The organism is Paracoccus sp. PAR01 (assembly GCF_014851995.1).
In the GTDB taxonomy this organism is placed as follows: domain Bacteria; phylum Pseudomonadota; class Alphaproteobacteria; order Rhodobacterales; family Rhodobacteraceae; genus Paracoccus; species Paracoccus litorisediminis.
In genome coordinates, this window is sequence record NZ_JACVAW010000001.1 from 795,506 (window position 1) to 809,668 (window position 14,163).

General features: G+C 65.9%; 13 protein-coding genes. 8 read left to right on the plus strand and 5 right to left on the minus strand.

From position 1 onward, the window contains the following. Positions 1–66: 66 nt before the first annotated feature. The 3 genes from IB235_RS04060 to IB235_RS04070 are packed head-to-tail and all read left to right on the plus strand — an operon-like array spanning position 67 to position 2,907. Positions 67–1,161, plus strand: coding sequence for an ABC transporter permease (locus IB235_RS04060; protein ID WP_192335710.1), 1,095 nt, complete (start codon positions 67–69; stop codon positions 1,159–1,161). Then, positions 1,161–2,126, plus strand: a complete 966-nt coding sequence (locus IB235_RS04065) for an ABC transporter permease (protein ID WP_155038313.1) — start codon at positions 1,161–1,163, stop codon at positions 2,124–2,126. The genes IB235_RS04060 and IB235_RS04065 overlap by 1 nt, the downstream gene beginning before the upstream one ends. Beyond that, positions 2,110–2,907, plus strand: coding sequence for a purine-nucleoside phosphorylase (locus IB235_RS04070; protein WP_192335712.1), 798 nt, complete (start codon positions 2,110–2,112; stop codon positions 2,905–2,907). The genes IB235_RS04065 and IB235_RS04070 overlap by 17 nt, the downstream gene beginning before the upstream one ends. Here the strand turns inward: IB235_RS04070 and mnmH are convergent. After that, a complete protein-coding gene (mnmH, locus tag IB235_RS04075) occupies positions 2,884–3,936 on the minus strand; it encodes a tRNA 2-selenouridine(34) synthase MnmH (protein WP_192335714.1) in 1,053 nt (350 codons plus the stop codon). The two genes, IB235_RS04070 and mnmH, sit on opposite strands and share 24 nt — an antisense overlap. Beyond that, on the minus strand, positions 3,937–4,521 hold the full coding sequence (locus tag IB235_RS04080) for a L,D-transpeptidase (RefSeq protein WP_155038316.1): 585 nt from the start codon (positions 4,519–4,521) through the stop codon (positions 3,937–3,939). It lies immediately after the preceding gene. 394 nt (positions 4,522–4,915) lie between these two features. On the opposite strand from IB235_RS04080, the gene IB235_RS04085 reads away from it, so the two are divergent. Both IB235_RS04085 and IB235_RS04090 read left to right on the plus strand, forming a co-directional pair. Further along, positions 4,916–7,354, plus strand: coding sequence for a heavy metal translocating P-type ATPase (locus tag IB235_RS04085; RefSeq protein ID WP_192335716.1), 2,439 nt, complete (start codon positions 4,916–4,918; stop codon positions 7,352–7,354). Further along, a complete protein-coding gene (locus tag IB235_RS04090; RefSeq protein ID WP_192335719.1) occupies positions 7,351–8,025 on the plus strand; it encodes an arylesterase in 675 nt (224 codons plus the stop codon). The genes IB235_RS04085 and IB235_RS04090 overlap by 4 nt, the downstream gene beginning before the upstream one ends. Positions 8,026–8,107: 82 nt before the next feature. On the opposite strand, the gene rpmB is transcribed toward IB235_RS04090, so the two are convergent. Then, the gene (gene rpmB, locus IB235_RS04095) at positions 8,108–8,383 is read right to left on the minus strand and encodes a 50S ribosomal protein L28 (protein ID WP_155038318.1); all 276 of its coding nucleotides are present in this window, start codon (positions 8,381–8,383) and stop codon (positions 8,108–8,110) included. Between the two features lie 370 nt (positions 8,384–8,753). Here rpmB and IB235_RS04100 point away from each other — a divergent pair, with 370 nt between their 5' ends. The 3 genes from IB235_RS04100 (at position 8,754) to IB235_RS04110 (ending at position 11,322) form a co-directional block, all read left to right on the plus strand. Further along, complete coding sequence (locus IB235_RS04100; protein WP_225612031.1) at positions 8,754–9,140, plus strand: SoxS protein; 387 nt, start codon at positions 8,754–8,756, stop codon at positions 9,138–9,140. 68 nt (positions 9,141–9,208) lie between these two features. After that, positions 9,209–10,501: a serine--tRNA ligase gene (gene serS / locus IB235_RS04105; protein WP_192335721.1), complete on the plus strand. Its 1,293-nt coding sequence runs from the start codon at positions 9,209–9,211 to the stop codon at positions 10,499–10,501. Positions 10,502–10,518: 17 nt separating this feature from the next. After that, a complete protein-coding gene (locus IB235_RS04110; RefSeq protein ID WP_225612032.1) occupies positions 10,519–11,322 on the plus strand; it encodes a hypothetical protein in 804 nt (267 codons plus the stop codon). Here IB235_RS04110 and der read toward each other — a convergent pair whose 3' ends face one another. Then, positions 11,323–12,798, minus strand: coding sequence for a ribosome biogenesis GTPase Der (gene der, locus IB235_RS04115; RefSeq protein ID WP_155038320.1), 1,476 nt, complete (start codon positions 12,796–12,798; stop codon positions 11,323–11,325). Next, entirely contained in the window at positions 12,795–14,117 is a 1,323-nt protein-coding gene (locus IB235_RS04120) for a PQQ-like beta-propeller repeat protein (RefSeq protein ID WP_192335723.1), read from the minus strand. The genes der and IB235_RS04120 overlap by 4 nt, the downstream gene beginning before the upstream one ends. Positions 14,118–14,163 lie beyond the last annotated feature (46 nt).

Here is a 14,163-nt window from a genome sequence, read left to right on the forward strand (position 1 = left end):
GCGCTGCTGGCCTCCGGCGGGGGTATTTGGAAAACGGCGAAAGACCAGTGTCGCGAGGGAATGCTGATGGAGCGAATGCCAAAATGGGCGGATGTGATCCTGACGCCGCTGATCTCTCTGGTCTTGGCCTTTGCGATTTCGGCGCTGGTGATCCTGGCGATCGGGGAAAGCCCCATCGAGGCGCTGAAGGTGATGGTCGAGGGCGCGTTGGGCTCCAGCTATGGCTGGGGATTCACGCTGTATTACGCGACGAACTTCATCTTTACCGGTCTGGCCGTCACCGTCGCCTATCACGCAGGCCTGTTCAATATCGGCGGTGAGGGGCAGGCCGCGATGGGTGGCTTGGGCGTCGCGCTGGTGCTGCTGGCCGTGCCATGGCCGCATTGGGCACTGGCCCTGCCTGCGGCGATGGTCGGGGCGGCGGTCTTTGGCGCGCTTTGGGCGCTGATCCCGGCATGGCTGCAGGCGAAACGCGGCAGCCATATCGTCATCACCACGATCATGTTCAATTTCATCGCTGCGGCGCTGTTGAACTATGTGCTGGTCAACCTGCTGCGCCCGGTGGGCAGCATGGACCCGGCCTCGGCCCGCTTCCCCGAGGCGGCGCATCTGCTGAAACTGACGGATATGGCGCTGGCATTCGGCATGCAGTGGGGCAAGAACACCCCCGCCAATGTCACCTTCTTTGTCGCTGTCATCGCCTGCCTGCTGGTCTGGCTGCTGATCTGGCGCTCGCGTCTGGGCTATGAGATCCGCGCCTTTGGCAAATCCGAACGCGGGGCGGTCTATGCCGGGATCTCGCCCGTGCGGATCACCGTCATCGCCATGCTGATTTCCGGTGCGCTGGCCGGGCTGATGGCGATCAACAACGTCATGGGCGAGGCCGAGCGGCTGGTACTGAACGCAGTCGAGGGCGCGGGCTTCATCGGCATCGCGGTGGCGTTGATGGGCCGCAACCACCCCTTTGGCGTGCTGCTGGCGGCCTTGCTGTTCGGGTTCCTCTATCAGGGCGGCGGTGAGCTGGCGCTGTGGACCTCGGTCCCGCGCGAGTTGATCGTGGTCATTCAGGCGCTGGTGATCCTGTTCACCGGGGCCTTGGACAACATGGTGCGGATGCCGCTTGAGCGGATTTTCATGGCGCTGCGCAAGGGGAGAGCGTGATGGATTTCCCGACAATCCTGCAGATCCTTGATTCCGCGGTCCGGCTGATGACGCCCCTGCTGCTGGCCTGTCTGGCCGGACTATATTCGGAACGCGCCGGGGTCTTCGACATCGGGCTTGAGGGCAAGATGCTGATGGCGGCCTTTGCCGCGGCGGCGGTCGCCTATGCCACGAACAGCGCATGGCTGGGGCTGTGCGCGGGGATCATGGGGGCGCTGGCCATGTCGGCGATCCACGGGCTGGCCGCGATCACCTTCCGCGGCAATCAGCTGATTTCCGGCGTGGCGATCAACTTTCTGGCCTCGGGGCTGACAGTGCTGCTGGGGCAGAAGATCTTCGGCCTTGCCGGGCGGACGCCTGCGCTGGCGGGTCCGGCACGGTTTTCGGAAATCACCCTGCCCTTTGCCGAGGCTTTGCGCCCGGTCCCGGTCATTGGCCCAATCTATGCCGAGCTGATTTCCGGCCATACGATCCTGGTCTATGTCGCCTTTGCCATGGTGCCGCTGACCTGGTGGGTACTTTACCGCACGCGCTTTGGGCTGCGGTTGCGGGCAGTGGGTGAGAACCCTGCCTCGGTCGATACCGCCGGGGTTTCCGTCACGCGTCTGCGCTACGGCGCCGTGGCGATCTGCGGCGTGCTGTGCGGCATCGCCGGGGCTTATCTGGCGACCGGGATTTCGGCTGGATTCGTCAAGGAAATGACGGCGGGCCGTGGTTTCATCGCGCTGGCCGCGCTGATCTTTGCCAAATGGCGGCCATGGGCGGCGCTGGGGGCGACCTTCCTGTTCGGTCTGCTTGAGGCCTTGGCGAACCGCTTCCCCAACCTTGATTTGGGGATCATCACCGTGCCCTCGATGTTCATGAGCGCGCTGCCCTATATCCTGACGGTCATCATTCTGGCTGGCTTCGTCGGCCGTGCCATTCCGCCCCGCGCCGGAGGAGAGCCCTATGTCAAAGAGCGCTGAGCTTGCCGCGCTGATCCGCGACCGTGCGGGGGCTGAGGCACCGGAATATGGGCTGATCCTTGGCTCGGGTCTGGGGCATCTGGCGGCGACGGTTGATGGCGTTGCGATCCCCTATTCCGACCTGCCCGGCTTTCCCCATGCCGGAGTCTCGGGGCATGTGCCGCAACTGGTGATCGGCCAGCTTGAGGGGCGGCGGGTCGCCGTCTTTGGCGGGCGGGCGCATTACTATGAATCGGGGCGCGCCGATGTCATGCGCCTGCCGCTGGAAGTGTTGAAGGCGCTGGGATGTCAGCGGCTGATCCTGACCAATGCCGCCGGCTCGCTGCGCAGCGATCTGCCGCCCGGATCGCTGATGCTGCTGTCGGATCATATCGCCTTCGCCGGAACCAATCCGCTGATCGGCGAGGCCTCTGAGGCGCGTTTCGTGCCGATGACCGATTCCCATGACGTCGAAATCCGCGCCGGACTGAAGGCTGCGGCCGAGGCCGAAGGGGTCGATCTGCCCGAGGGAGTCTATTGCTGGTTCTCTGGGCCGTCGTTTGAAACCCCGGCCGAGATCCGGGCGGCGAAAGTGCTGGGCGCGGATGCGGTCGGCATGTCCACCGTCCCCGAGATTATCCTTGGCCGCTTCCTTGGGCTGCGCTGCGCCGCGGTTTCGGTCGTGACCAATATGGGCGCGGGCCTGTCGGACGAATCGATCAGCCATGAACATACCAAGGCCATGGCACCCTTGGGTGCGGCCAAGCTGGAAAAGGTGCTACGCCGGTTTCTGCGCGGCTAGGGCGGCCTCAACCGCCGAGGTCGCGACCTCAAGATCGCTCAGGCTGTCCAAAGCCACCACCGCGCCGCGTCCGTCATCATGCCGGGCGCGGTGTTTTTCATAGCGCGGGTCGTAATGGTCGCGCATCAGGCCCGCCGAAAGTGCGACCCAATCGGCGCTATCGATCATACGCAGCCAGCCATCAATGTGGTCCCCGGGATGCAGCGGGCGCAAGCTGTCGACGATCCGGGTCAGGCGTCGCGGATCGGCACAGGCATCGGCATAGCTTTGCGCTGTATAGGCGGCACGGGCCTGCACGGGAACCGCCAGCCGGATGCGCGGCGCGGCAATGATCGCCTGCCAGATGCCGCGTGGCAGGTTCACCTCGCCGATGCGAGAGCTTTCGGCCTCGACCAGCAGCGGGCGGGTCGGGTCCAGCCCTTCAAGCGACATGGCGAGGCGTGATTCGAACAGTTTCTGGCTAGGCTGACCGCCGGGCATCGCCCCGAACAGACTGCCGCGATGGTTGGCCAGCCCCTCAAGGTCGATGACCTGATGGCCGCGTTTTGCCAGCCTCAGCAGGATCTCGGTCTTGGCGCTGCCGGTATTGCCGTCAAGGACGATGACCGGAGGGGCGACCGGGGCCTCGACCCGCGCAACCACCAAAGCGCGCCATGCCTTGTAGCCGCCCTCGATCCGACCGACCCGCCAGCCGATCTGCGACAGGATCGTGGCGAATGCTCCGGAGCGTTGCCCGCCCCGCCAGCAATAGACCAAGGGCTTCCAGCCACCGCCAAAGCCCGAAAGCGGCCCGGCGATATGGCGTGCGGCATTGGCTGCGACCAGCGCGCCGCCGATCTTGCGGGCGTCAAAGGGGGAAACCTGCTTGTAGATCGTACCGACCTGCGCGCGTTCATCATCCGACAGGACGGGCAGGTTGATCGCGCCGGGCAGGTGATCCTCAAGGAATTCCGAGGGGGCGCGCGTGTCGATGATGGTGTCGAACCCGGCCAACGCCGGATCCGACAGGGATTTCAGACGGATGTCCAATCAGTAGACGTAGACGGGCGTGCCGGTCGGCACCTGTTCGAACAGGTCCATCACCGCCTCGTTGCGCATGCGGATACAGCCGTTCGACACGGCGCGACCGATCGAGTTCGGCTCGGTCGTGCCGTGGATGCGGATCGAGGTGTCATTGCCCTTGGCGTCATACAGATACAGCGCACGCGCCCCCAGCGGGTTGGTCGGGCCGCCGGGCATGCCATCGGCCCATTTGCCATATTGCTCGGGCTTGCGCTTGATCATCGCGGGCGTGGGCGTCCAGCTGGGCCATTCGGTCTTGCGGCCAACGGTGGCGCGGCCCTTCCAGACCAACTCGTCCTTGCCGACGGCGACACCGTAGCGGACCGCGCGGCCCGGCGCGACGACGTGATACAGGAAGAAGTCCTTGGACACGACGACGATGCTGCCCACCTCGAAATCCGAACGGATCGCGACCTCGGTCGGGGCATAGGGGTCACGCTTGGCGACGGGTTTGGCTGCCGGCGCGGCCGGCAAGTTCTTGTTCTGGGCCAGCGCCAGCGAAGGCGCGGCGACCAGAGGCAGCGATAGCATCAGCATCTGACGGCGGTTCATCATCCATTCCTGACTTCAAGCAAGGTTTGGGTTTCCGGTAACGATTCGCTGAGCGGGGATCAACTCAAAGCGCCGTGACACGCTTGAAAGCCTGCGGAATCGTGCCTAGCTTGCATCGTGAAGGAGCCCCGCCATGTGCTGTGCGACCATGCCCGCCCCCAAGCCGCCGCGCCGCGCGACCACGCGTGCCGCGTATCTGTGCCGGGCCAGCGGGCTACGCGGTTGCCGCTGTCACGTGACCGCGCGGCTACGCCTGTCACATACACGACTGCAACCGCCACGCCTGCTGCGCGTGCCGGTGGCGGAAATGCCGCAGCGCGCGCCGCGACGACCACAGGCCCCGCCTCTTTCTGCCTGAACAGCGATTTTCGCCCTTCAGACAGGATCAGGAAAGATGACACAACATTCGAATATCGACCAAGGTGACGCGCAACTGGCCGTCACCGGGATGAGCTGCGCCTCATGCGTGGGCCGCGTCGAAAAGGCGCTGCAAGCGGTGCCGGGGGTCAGCGCACCTAGCGTGAACCTTGCGACCGGGCAGGCGCATTTCCATGCCGCCACGCCACAGGCTCTGGCCGAGGCGGTGACCGCGCTGGACAAGGCGGGCTATCCCGCCGCGCCCCTTGAGACCCGGCTGGGGATCGAGGGGATGACCTGCGCCTCATGCGTGGGGCGTGTCGAAAAGGCGCTGGCGGCGGTGCCGGGTGTCAGCTCGGCCAGCGTGAACCTTGCCACTGGCAGCGCGCATGTGACCCATTCGCCCGCGACGCCCGCCGGATTGCTGGCCCAGACCGTGACCGCCAAGGGCTATCCGACCCATGTCGTCGCGGACCATTCCGCGCATCACATGCATGACCACGGAGGCGATGCCGCGACCCTGCGGCGCAACTTCCTGATCGCGCTGGCTTTGACCCTGCCGGTGTTTCTGGCCGAGATGGGCGGCCATGCCCTGCCCGGCCTGCATCATTGGCTGCATGGGACGATCGGGCAGACCCGGCTGTGGCTGATCGAATTTGTCCTGACCACAGCGGCGCTGGCCGGGCCAGGGCGGATGTTCTTTCGCATCGGCATCCCCGCTTTGCTGCGCGGCGCACCCGAGATGAACAGCCTTGTCGCGCTGGGTGCGGGGGCGGCATGGCTGTATTCGACCGTCGCGACTTTCCTGCCCGACCTGCTGCCGGAAAATGCCCGCCATGTCTATTTCGAGGCGGCGGCGGTCATCGTCACGCTGATTCTGATGGGCCGCTGGCTTGAGGCCCGCGCCAAAGGGCAGGCTGGGGCGGCGATCCGGCGGCTGGTCGAACTCAGCCCCGATTCCGCCCTTGTCGAGCGAAACGGCAATGCGGTCGAACTGCCCATCGACCAGCTGAAACCCGGCGACATCGTGCATCTGCGCCCCGGCGAGCGTGTCGCCGTCGACGGCGTTTTGACCGCAGGCAGCGGCGCAATCGACGAATCGATGCTGACCGGGGAACCCGTCCCGGTGGTCAAATCGCCGGGCGATGCCGTGACTGGCGGCACCGTCAACGGCAATGTCGCCCTGACCTATCGCGTCACCGCGACCGGTGCCGATACCGTCCTGTCGCGGATCATCCGCCTTGTCGAAGAGGCGCAGGCGACCAAGCTGCCGGTGCAGGCGGTGGTGGATCGGGTGACGGCGATCTTTGTCCCGGTGGTGATCGCATTGGCGGTGCTGGCCTTTGCCGGCTGGTTGATCGCCACCGGCTCGCTGGGCGATGCGCTGGTGGCGGCGATTTCGGTTCTGATCATCGCCTGTCCCTGTGCCATGGGGCTGGCGGTGCCGGTTTCGATCATGGTCGGGACCGGACGCGGGGCGGAGCTGGGCCTGCTGTTCCGGCGCGGCGACGCCTTGCAGCATCTGGCCGAGGCCGAGGTGGTGGGCTTTGACAAGACCGGAACCCTGACGCAGGGCCGACCCGCCCTGACCGATCTGGCGACGAACGGGCTGGAACGGGCCGAGGTGCTGCGGCTGGCGGCCTCGGCCGAGGCGCGGTCAGAGCATCCCTTGGCCGCGGCCATCGTCGCCGCCGCGCAGGCCGAAGGAATCGCCTTGTCGGAAGCGCAGGGTGTCAGCGCCTCGGTCGGGCGCGGGCTGACAGCCCATGTCGAGGGACGCGCACTGCTCATCGGCAATGCCGATGCCTTGGCCGAGGGCGGGGTCAGTGCCGACCCGGACCTGCTGGAACGCGGCCAAGGCTGGGCCAAGGATGGCGCGACCCCGGTGCATCTGGCGATTGACGGACAGCATGTCGCGGTGATGGCGCTGGCCGACCCGATCCGCCCCGACGCACAAGAGGCCGTTGCCGAACTGCGCCGGATGGGGCTGCGGACGGTGATGCTGTCGGGTGATGTGCAGGCCACCGCCGAGGCGGTCGGAGCAAAGCTGGGCATCGGTCAGGTCATCGCGGGCGTCCTGCCCGAGGGCAAGCTGCGCGCGATCCGCGAGATGGGCAAGGACACGGTCTTTGTCGGTGACGGCATCAACGACGCCCCTGCCCTTGCCGCCGCCCGGACTGGCATCGCCATCGGAACCGGCACCGATGTTGCCATCGAATCGGCCGAGGTCGTGCTGGCCAGCGGCGATCCCTTGGGCGTTTCGCGCGCCATCCGCCTGTCGCGGGCGGTGATGCGCAATATCAGGCAGAATCTTTTCTGGGCGTTTGCTTATAATGTAGCTCTGATTCCCGTGGCCATGGGGGTGCTGGTTCCGTTTGGCGGACCGCAGCTGTCCCCCATGCTGGGGGCCGGGGCCATGGCGCTATCCTCGGTCTTCGTGGTGACCAATGCGCTGAGGCTCCGAGGGTTCAAGTGACGATTCGTTCAATTGCTCTGGTGATCGGCCTGTGTCTGCCTCTGGCGGCATGGGCCGATCCGGTCCGGCTGCTCGCCTTTGGCGACAGTCTGACGGCGGGCTACGGCCTGCCTGCCGAAGACGGCCTTGTGCCCCAGCTGCAAGGCTGGTTGCGCGGGCGCGGGCACGATGTGGAAGTGCTGAATGCCGGTGTCTCGGGTGAGACCACTGCGGATGGCGTGTCCCGGATCAAGCAGGATCTGGAGAAGCACGCCCCCGACGCGGTGATCGTCGAGCTGGGCGGCAATGATCTGCTGCGCGGCACGGCCCCCGGCAAGGCCGCCCGCAATCTGGATTTCATCATGAAACAGGCGGGGGACGGTGACCGGCCCCTGCTGCTGGTGGGAATCGCCTTGCCGGATTCGGACAATCCGCAGGGCCGGACCTGGGCCGCGATCTGGCCAAGGCTGGCGCGCGTGCATGATGCGCTGCTGCTGGAAAACCTGTATGCGCCGTTCTTTGCCCTGCCCAAGCCCGAGATGCTGACCATGCTGCAGCCCGACAAGCTGCATCCTTCGTCTGCCGGGGTGAAGGCGATCGTTGTGGAACTGGGCCCCAAGGTCGAGGAACTGATCGACCGGGTCGAGGCGCAGAACGCGGTACAGGTTCCGCAAAGCGCATCCCTGAATTGACTTAACCCCGCCGTTTCGGGCGGGGTTCGTCACTGTCATTCCCGCCGATCGCGAATCGATCGACCGGCAGGCGCAGCGTGAATCAGGCTTTGCCCAGCTCGCGCTTGATTTTCAGCGCGCGGTCCGAGAGCTCTTCGTCGCGGGCTTTGGCGAGGAAGGCGTCAAGGCCACCACGGTGATCGACCGAACGCAGAGCGTGGGCCGAAATGCGCAGCTGGTAGCTGCGGCCGAGTTTGTCCGAGATCAGCGAGACCTCGTTCAGGTTCGGCAGAAAGCGGCGACGGGTCTTGTTGTTGGCGTGGGACACGTTGTTGCCGCTCATCGGGCCCTTGCCGGTCAGTTCGCAAACGCGCGACATGATCTTATTCCTTCGATTCGATCCTGCACGGGCGGCTGCCCGCAATATGAAAGGGCGCCGCGTGGCAGCGCCCGGAAATCTGTCTGGGGGAAATACGGGGTCGTGGGGGGCGCGTCAAGTCTTTTTGCCGGGGTTTTGCGGCGCGGGCGGGATCGAAATGCAGCATTTGCCCGAGGATTTTGACGCGAGGCCCCGCATCGCATGGCCGTGACAGCTGCGGCAAGGGGATTCCACCGGGGAATCGATTCGACCTTGGCGCTGTTCAGCGGGGGCTGACTGCCCCCGCACCCCCGTGGATATTTTCACAAGAAAGAAACCGCAGGGGCCGCAGGCTTGTCGCAGGAAGATGCGGGAGCTAGGTGTCGAGGTCATGGATTGGAAAGCCCATCATCCGACACGTCGCGCGCTTCTGGGGCTGGCCCTGGCCGGAGGCTGGGCCGCCCTCGCGCAGGCTGGGAGCGGGTTGGGGCTGCTGATGATCCGGCGCAAGGGCTGCGTCTGGTGCGCCCGCTGGGACCGTGAGATCGGACCGATCTATGGCCAGCATGCCGAGGGGCGGCAGGCCCCGCTGGTGATGGTCGATGTCGATGGCCCCTATCCCGACGGGCTGGCCTTAGCGCGGATGCCCTGGCTGACGCCCAGCTTCATCCTTGTTCAGAACGGGGCCGAAATCGCCCGCTATGAGGGCTATCCCGGCGCCGATCGGTTCTTTCCGGTCCTGCGCGGCATGATCGGGCAGGCACGCGGTTCGGCCTGAAGGCTTTCGCCCTGCGCGGGCTTGCGTTATCTGGGGCACCGTAACCAGATAGATGAACGGGTCAGCCCATGCACGACATCCGCGCCATCCGCGAAAACCCCGCCGCCTTTGATGCAGCCCTGAGCCTGCGCAACCTGGCCCCGGTTTCGCCCGAGATCCTGTCGCTGGACGCCGACCGCCGTTCCCGCATCAGTGCCGCCGAGGCCGCTCAGGCCGAACAGAACCGCGCCAGCAAGGAAGCCGGTGCCGCCAAGGGTCGCGGTGATGAGGCCGAGTTCGAGCGGCTGCGCGCCTTCGTCACCGCCAAGAAAGAGGAAAACGCCCTGCTTCAGGCCGAGGCTGCCGCGCTGGACGCGAAGCTGGCCGAATTGCTGATGGGCATTCCCAACCTGCCGGTCGACAGCGTTCCCCCCGGAGCGGATGAGAACGACAATGTCGAAATCCGCCGCTGGGGTGAGCCCGGTCGTTTCGACTTTACCCCGAAAGAGCATTTCGAGATCGAAGGCGTGAAGCCCGGCATGGACTTCGAGACCGCGGCCAAGCTGTCGGGCTCGCGCTTTGTGGTGCTGCAGAAGGGGGTCGCGCGCATCCATCGCGCGCTGGCCCAGATGATGCTGGACCTGCATGTCGACCAGCACGGCCTGACCGAGACCTGGACCCCGGTTCTGGTCCTGTCCAAGATGATGGAAGGCACCGGCCAGCTGCCGAAATTCGGCGAGGACAGCTATCAGACCACCGAAGGCTGGTGGCTGATCCCGACATCCGAAGTGACGCTGACCAATACCGTGAATGGCGATCTGGTCGAACATGCCAGCCTGCCCCGCCGCATGGTCGCGCATAGCCAGTGCTTCCGCTCGGAAGCGGGCAGCGCGGGCCGCGACACGTCGGGCATGCTGCGCCAGCACCAGTTCGAAAAGGTCGAGATGGTCTCGATCACCGATACTGAAAACGGTCTGGCCGAACATGGCCGCATGACCCGCTGCGCCGAAGCCGTGCTGGAGAAGCTGGGCCTGCCCTATCGCACCATGGTGCTGTGCGGCGGCGACATGGGCTTTGGCGCCCGCATCACCCATGACCTTGAGGTCTGGCTGCCGGGTCAGGACCGTTACCGCGAGATCTCGTCGGTCAGCTATTGCGGCGATTTCCAGGCGCGGCGGATGAATGCCCGCTATCGGCCCGAAGCGGGCGGCAAGCCCGAGTTCGTTCACACGCTGAACGGCTCGGGTCTGGCGGTCGGACGGACGCTGATCGCGGTACTGGAGAACGGTCAGCAGGCGGATGGCTCGGTCATCCTGCCCGAGGCGCTGCACCCCTATCTGGGCGGCAAAACCCGTCTGGGCGCGGATGGCGATCTGGTCTGAGCGCTGAAAGCGACACGATGGTGCGGAATTCCTTCCGCGCCATCGAACCCGGCGGACCCGAGCGGCGTTCCGCAGACATGAGACAAGCCGCAGCCCCCCTTTTGCTGATCGCTACGCTGGCCTTTATCGCCAGCACATTCGGCTATGCCCTGCGCCCGGTCGCATTGGCGCTGGAGCCTGCGACCGAATTCGGCATGGGCATGGTCTTCGAAAGCGAGAACGTGTTTCTGGATCTGGGCGGGCAGTTTCTGCAGCCCCGCGTCCTGACCATGATGGGTCTGCTGGTCGTGACTTGGCTGGCGCTGGGGTTTCACGCCATCCGCTGCCTGCTGACCGATGAGGGCGGTCGCCATGACGAATATGCGCTACTGATCGTCGGGCTGATTGCCGGGGCGACATGGCCATGGCTGCGTGACGGCCACCCTATGATGGGGATCATGCTATGCGCGGTGATGCTGGCGGGCTTTCTGGGCGCGGCGCTTAGCGCGATGCGGCTGGGCGACCGGATCAGGAACAGCGGCGCGCTGGGATTCGCCGCGGGCTGGGCCACGCTGGTCACCTGCGCCTATTTTGCGACATTGCTGCAGACCCAGTTGCGGGCACCGATGGTGCTGGCGGCGGGCATCGCCATCCTGATCGCGGCCTTGGCCGCGGTGAATGTCCAGCTGCGACTGGGGGGAACGATCAGCTACAGCGTCGCCGTCATCTGGGGGATGATCGGGCTGGCCGCGGGATCGGTCTCGGTCGAGGCGGCGCTGGCCACGATGGCCGTGCTGGCCATCGCGGTCATTGCCGTCGCCCTTGTCAGGGTCACGACCTGATCAGGCTTCCTTGGGCTTTTGCCGGTGCTTGTGCTTCGACAGCGCGCCTGACTGATTGATCTTGTTGGCCTTGGCCAGATAGGGGTTCTTGGTCCCCTGATCACGGAAGGTTAGACGGATCGGCGTACCGGGCATGTCGAAATCGGCGCGCAACCCGTTGATCAGGTAGCGCTGATAGCTATCCGGGATCTTGTCGGTATGCGTCGCCATGACCACGAAGGCCGGCGGACGGGTCTTGACCTGCGTCATGTAGCGCAGGCGGATGCGGCGGCCACCCGGAGCCGGCGGCGGATGCGCCTCGGTCATCGCGCCCAGCCACTGGTTCAGGCGGGCGGTCGGAATACGGCGGTTCCAGACCTCATGCGCCTTCAGGATCGCGTTGTGCAGGCGGTCCAGCCCCTTGCCGGTGCGGGCCGAGACGGTGACCAGCGGCGCGCCTTTCAGCTGCGGCAGCAGCCGTTCAAAGGCCTCGCGCAGCTCATTGAGCTTTTGCGGCTTTTCTTCCTCAAGATCCCACTTGTTCGCGGCGACCACGACAGCGCGGCCCTCGGTTTCCGCGAAATCGGCGATGCGCAAGTCCTGCTGCTCGAAGGGGATGCCCACGTCCAGCAGCACCACGACCACCTCGGCAAAGCGCACGGCGCGCAAGCCATCGGCGACCGAGAGCTTTTCCACCTTGTCGGTGACGCGGGCGCGCTTGCGCATCCCGGCCGTGTCGAAGATGCGGGTCGGCGTGCCCATGAAGTCGGTGGTGACCGAGATCGAATCGCGGGTGATCCCGGCCTCGGGGCCGGTCAGCAGACGGTCCTCGCCCAAAATCTTGTTGATGAGGGTCGATTTCCCGGCATTCGGACGACCGATTACGGCGACCTGCAGGGGCTTCGCGGCGCTCGGGCGCCAATCCTCGGAATCGTCTTCATCGTCATCCTCGGAGACATCGACATCGGTTTCCGGCGCCTGCTGGACGTTCTGAGCCTCGAACACATCGGCCAGCGGCACAAGGACGCGGTAAAGATCGTCCATCCCCTCGCCATGCTCGGCCGAGATGCGCAGGGGCTCGCCCAGACCAAGGCCATAGGCCTCGAGGAAACCGTTCTCGCCAGCCCGGCCCTCGGCCTTGTTGGCAGCAAGGATCACGTGCTTGGCCCGCTTGCGCAGGATGTCGGCGAAATATTCGTCGGCCGCGGTCACGCCGACGCGGGCGTCGATCACGAACAGGCAGATATCTGCCTCGTCGACGGCGCGCTCGGTCAGGCGGCGCATCCGGCCTTGCAGGCTGTCATCATCGACAAGCTCGAGGCCCGCCGAATCGACGACGATGAAACGAAGGTCGCCAAGGCGGCCCGCTCCCTCGCGCAGGTCGCGCGTGACGCCGGGCTGGTCATCGACCAGCGCCAGTCGCTTGCCGACAAGGCGGTTGAAAAGCGTGGACTTGCCGACATTCGGCCGCCCGACAATGGCGAGGGTGAAGCTCATCTATATGCTATCAATTGGCCGTCATGGGTGACGACGTAAAGGGTCTGGCCTGCGACGGCCGGTGCTGCTGCGGCGCCGCCCGGGATCTCGGCAGTGCCGATCAAAGCGCCCGAGGCGGGATCGAAGACGCGCAGATACCCGTCCGAGCCGGCAAGGTAAAGCCGATTCCCTGCAAGGACCGGACCATAATGATTCCAGACCTTGTCCTGCTTCCTGACGATCTGCTTGGTGAAGTAGGGCAGCTTCTGCGCCCAGACCCGTCCGCCATTGGCCGCATCCAGCCGCAAAAGCTGGGCTTGGTCATTGACGAGGAACACCGAATTGCCCACGGCAAGCACCGGGCTGGAGGCACCTTCGGCGGCCTCCCATTTCATCGCGCCCGTCGCCAGATCATAGGCCCCAACCCGGCCCGAGCTGGTCCCTGCATAGACGGCGTTCCCCGAAATCACCGGATCGCCGGTGACGTCGCGGAACAGCGTGATCGCGCGGCCAAGCCGCGAACCCGCGACATTGGCCTGCCAGGTCTGCGTGCCCTCGGTCGTATCGACGCCGATGATCTGCCCCGTCGAGAAGGGGAAAACCGCCGTGCCGCCCGCTACCGCAGGCGCAGCGCTGCCCATGACACCCGCCATGCCGTTATTGCTGAAGACGCGCCACAGCACCTTGCCGTCGCTGGCGCGAACCGCCCAGCCGGTGGCATTGCGGCCCATCACATAGACCACGCCATTGGCCACCGAAGGCGCGCCGCTGATCGGGGCATCGACCCGCTGCCGCCATGCGATGCCGCCGGTCCGTGCGTCCAGTGCGACCAACTCGCCATAGCCCGAGGTGGCAAAGACGCGACCGCCCTCATAGGCCAGCCCACCGCCCGAGACACTGTCCGAGGTTTCCGCCGAAGGACGCAGGCTGGCGCTCCAGACGCGGCCACCGCCGGTGCTGGAGGCGGTGACGGTCGACTGGCTGTCCAGCGTATAGACCAGCCCGCCCGCCACGATCGGATCGGCGGTGATGCGGTGGCGGCGGTCGGATGCCGCGCCGATCGAGGTCGCAAAGACCCGATTCGTGCCCGCGCCAATGGCCATGTTCCCCGAGGCGTGGCTGGCGCTGCCCGCCCGTTGCGGCCAGTCGGCATTGCCGCGCACCGGCGGCAGCGACAGCGCCGTCGTGGTCGGACCGGTCGCGCCCTGTACCGGGACACCGTCGGGCGAGATTACCGCTCGCGGGTCCAGACGTTCGCCGGGCAAGGGCTGGTCGTTCTTGTTGCAGGCCGCAAGGGCCACGATGCCGGTCAGGGCGGCGATAAGGGGCAACCGGGTCATCGCTGTCTCCTCGTTGCGGCGGGACGGGGCACGCCTACTTTTGTTC

Coding starts and splice junctions, on each gene's coding strand:
- IB235_RS04060 (WP_192335710.1), top strand. CDS start 67: ATGGAGCGAATGCCAAAATGGGCGGATGTGATCCTGACGCCGCTGATC.
- IB235_RS04065 (WP_155038313.1), top strand. CDS start 1,161: ATGGATTTCCCGACAATCCTGCAGATCCTTGATTCCGCGGTCCGGCTG.
- IB235_RS04070 (WP_192335712.1), top strand. CDS start 2,110: ATGTCAAAGAGCGCTGAGCTTGCCGCGCTGATCCGCGACCGTGCGGGG.
- IB235_RS04080 (WP_155038316.1), bottom strand. CDS start 4,521: ATGAACCGCCGTCAGATGCTGATGCTATCGCTGCCTCTGGTCGCCGCG.
- IB235_RS04085 (WP_192335716.1), top strand. CDS start 4,916: ATGACACAACATTCGAATATCGACCAAGGTGACGCGCAACTGGCCGTC.
- rpmB (WP_155038318.1), bottom strand. CDS start 8,383: ATGTCGCGCGTTTGCGAACTGACCGGCAAGGGCCCGATGAGCGGCAAC.
- IB235_RS04100 (WP_225612031.1), top strand. CDS start 8,754: ATGGATTGGAAAGCCCATCATCCGACACGTCGCGCGCTTCTGGGGCTG.
- serS (WP_192335721.1), top strand. CDS start 9,209: ATGCACGACATCCGCGCCATCCGCGAAAACCCCGCCGCCTTTGATGCA.
- IB235_RS04110 (WP_225612032.1), top strand. CDS start 10,519: ATGGTGCGGAATTCCTTCCGCGCCATCGAACCCGGCGGACCCGAGCGG.
- der (WP_155038320.1), bottom strand. CDS start 12,798: ATGAGCTTCACCCTCGCCATTGTCGGGCGGCCGAATGTCGGCAAGTCC.
- IB235_RS04120 (WP_192335723.1), bottom strand. CDS start 14,117: ATGACCCGGTTGCCCCTTATCGCCGCCCTGACCGGCATCGTGGCCCTT.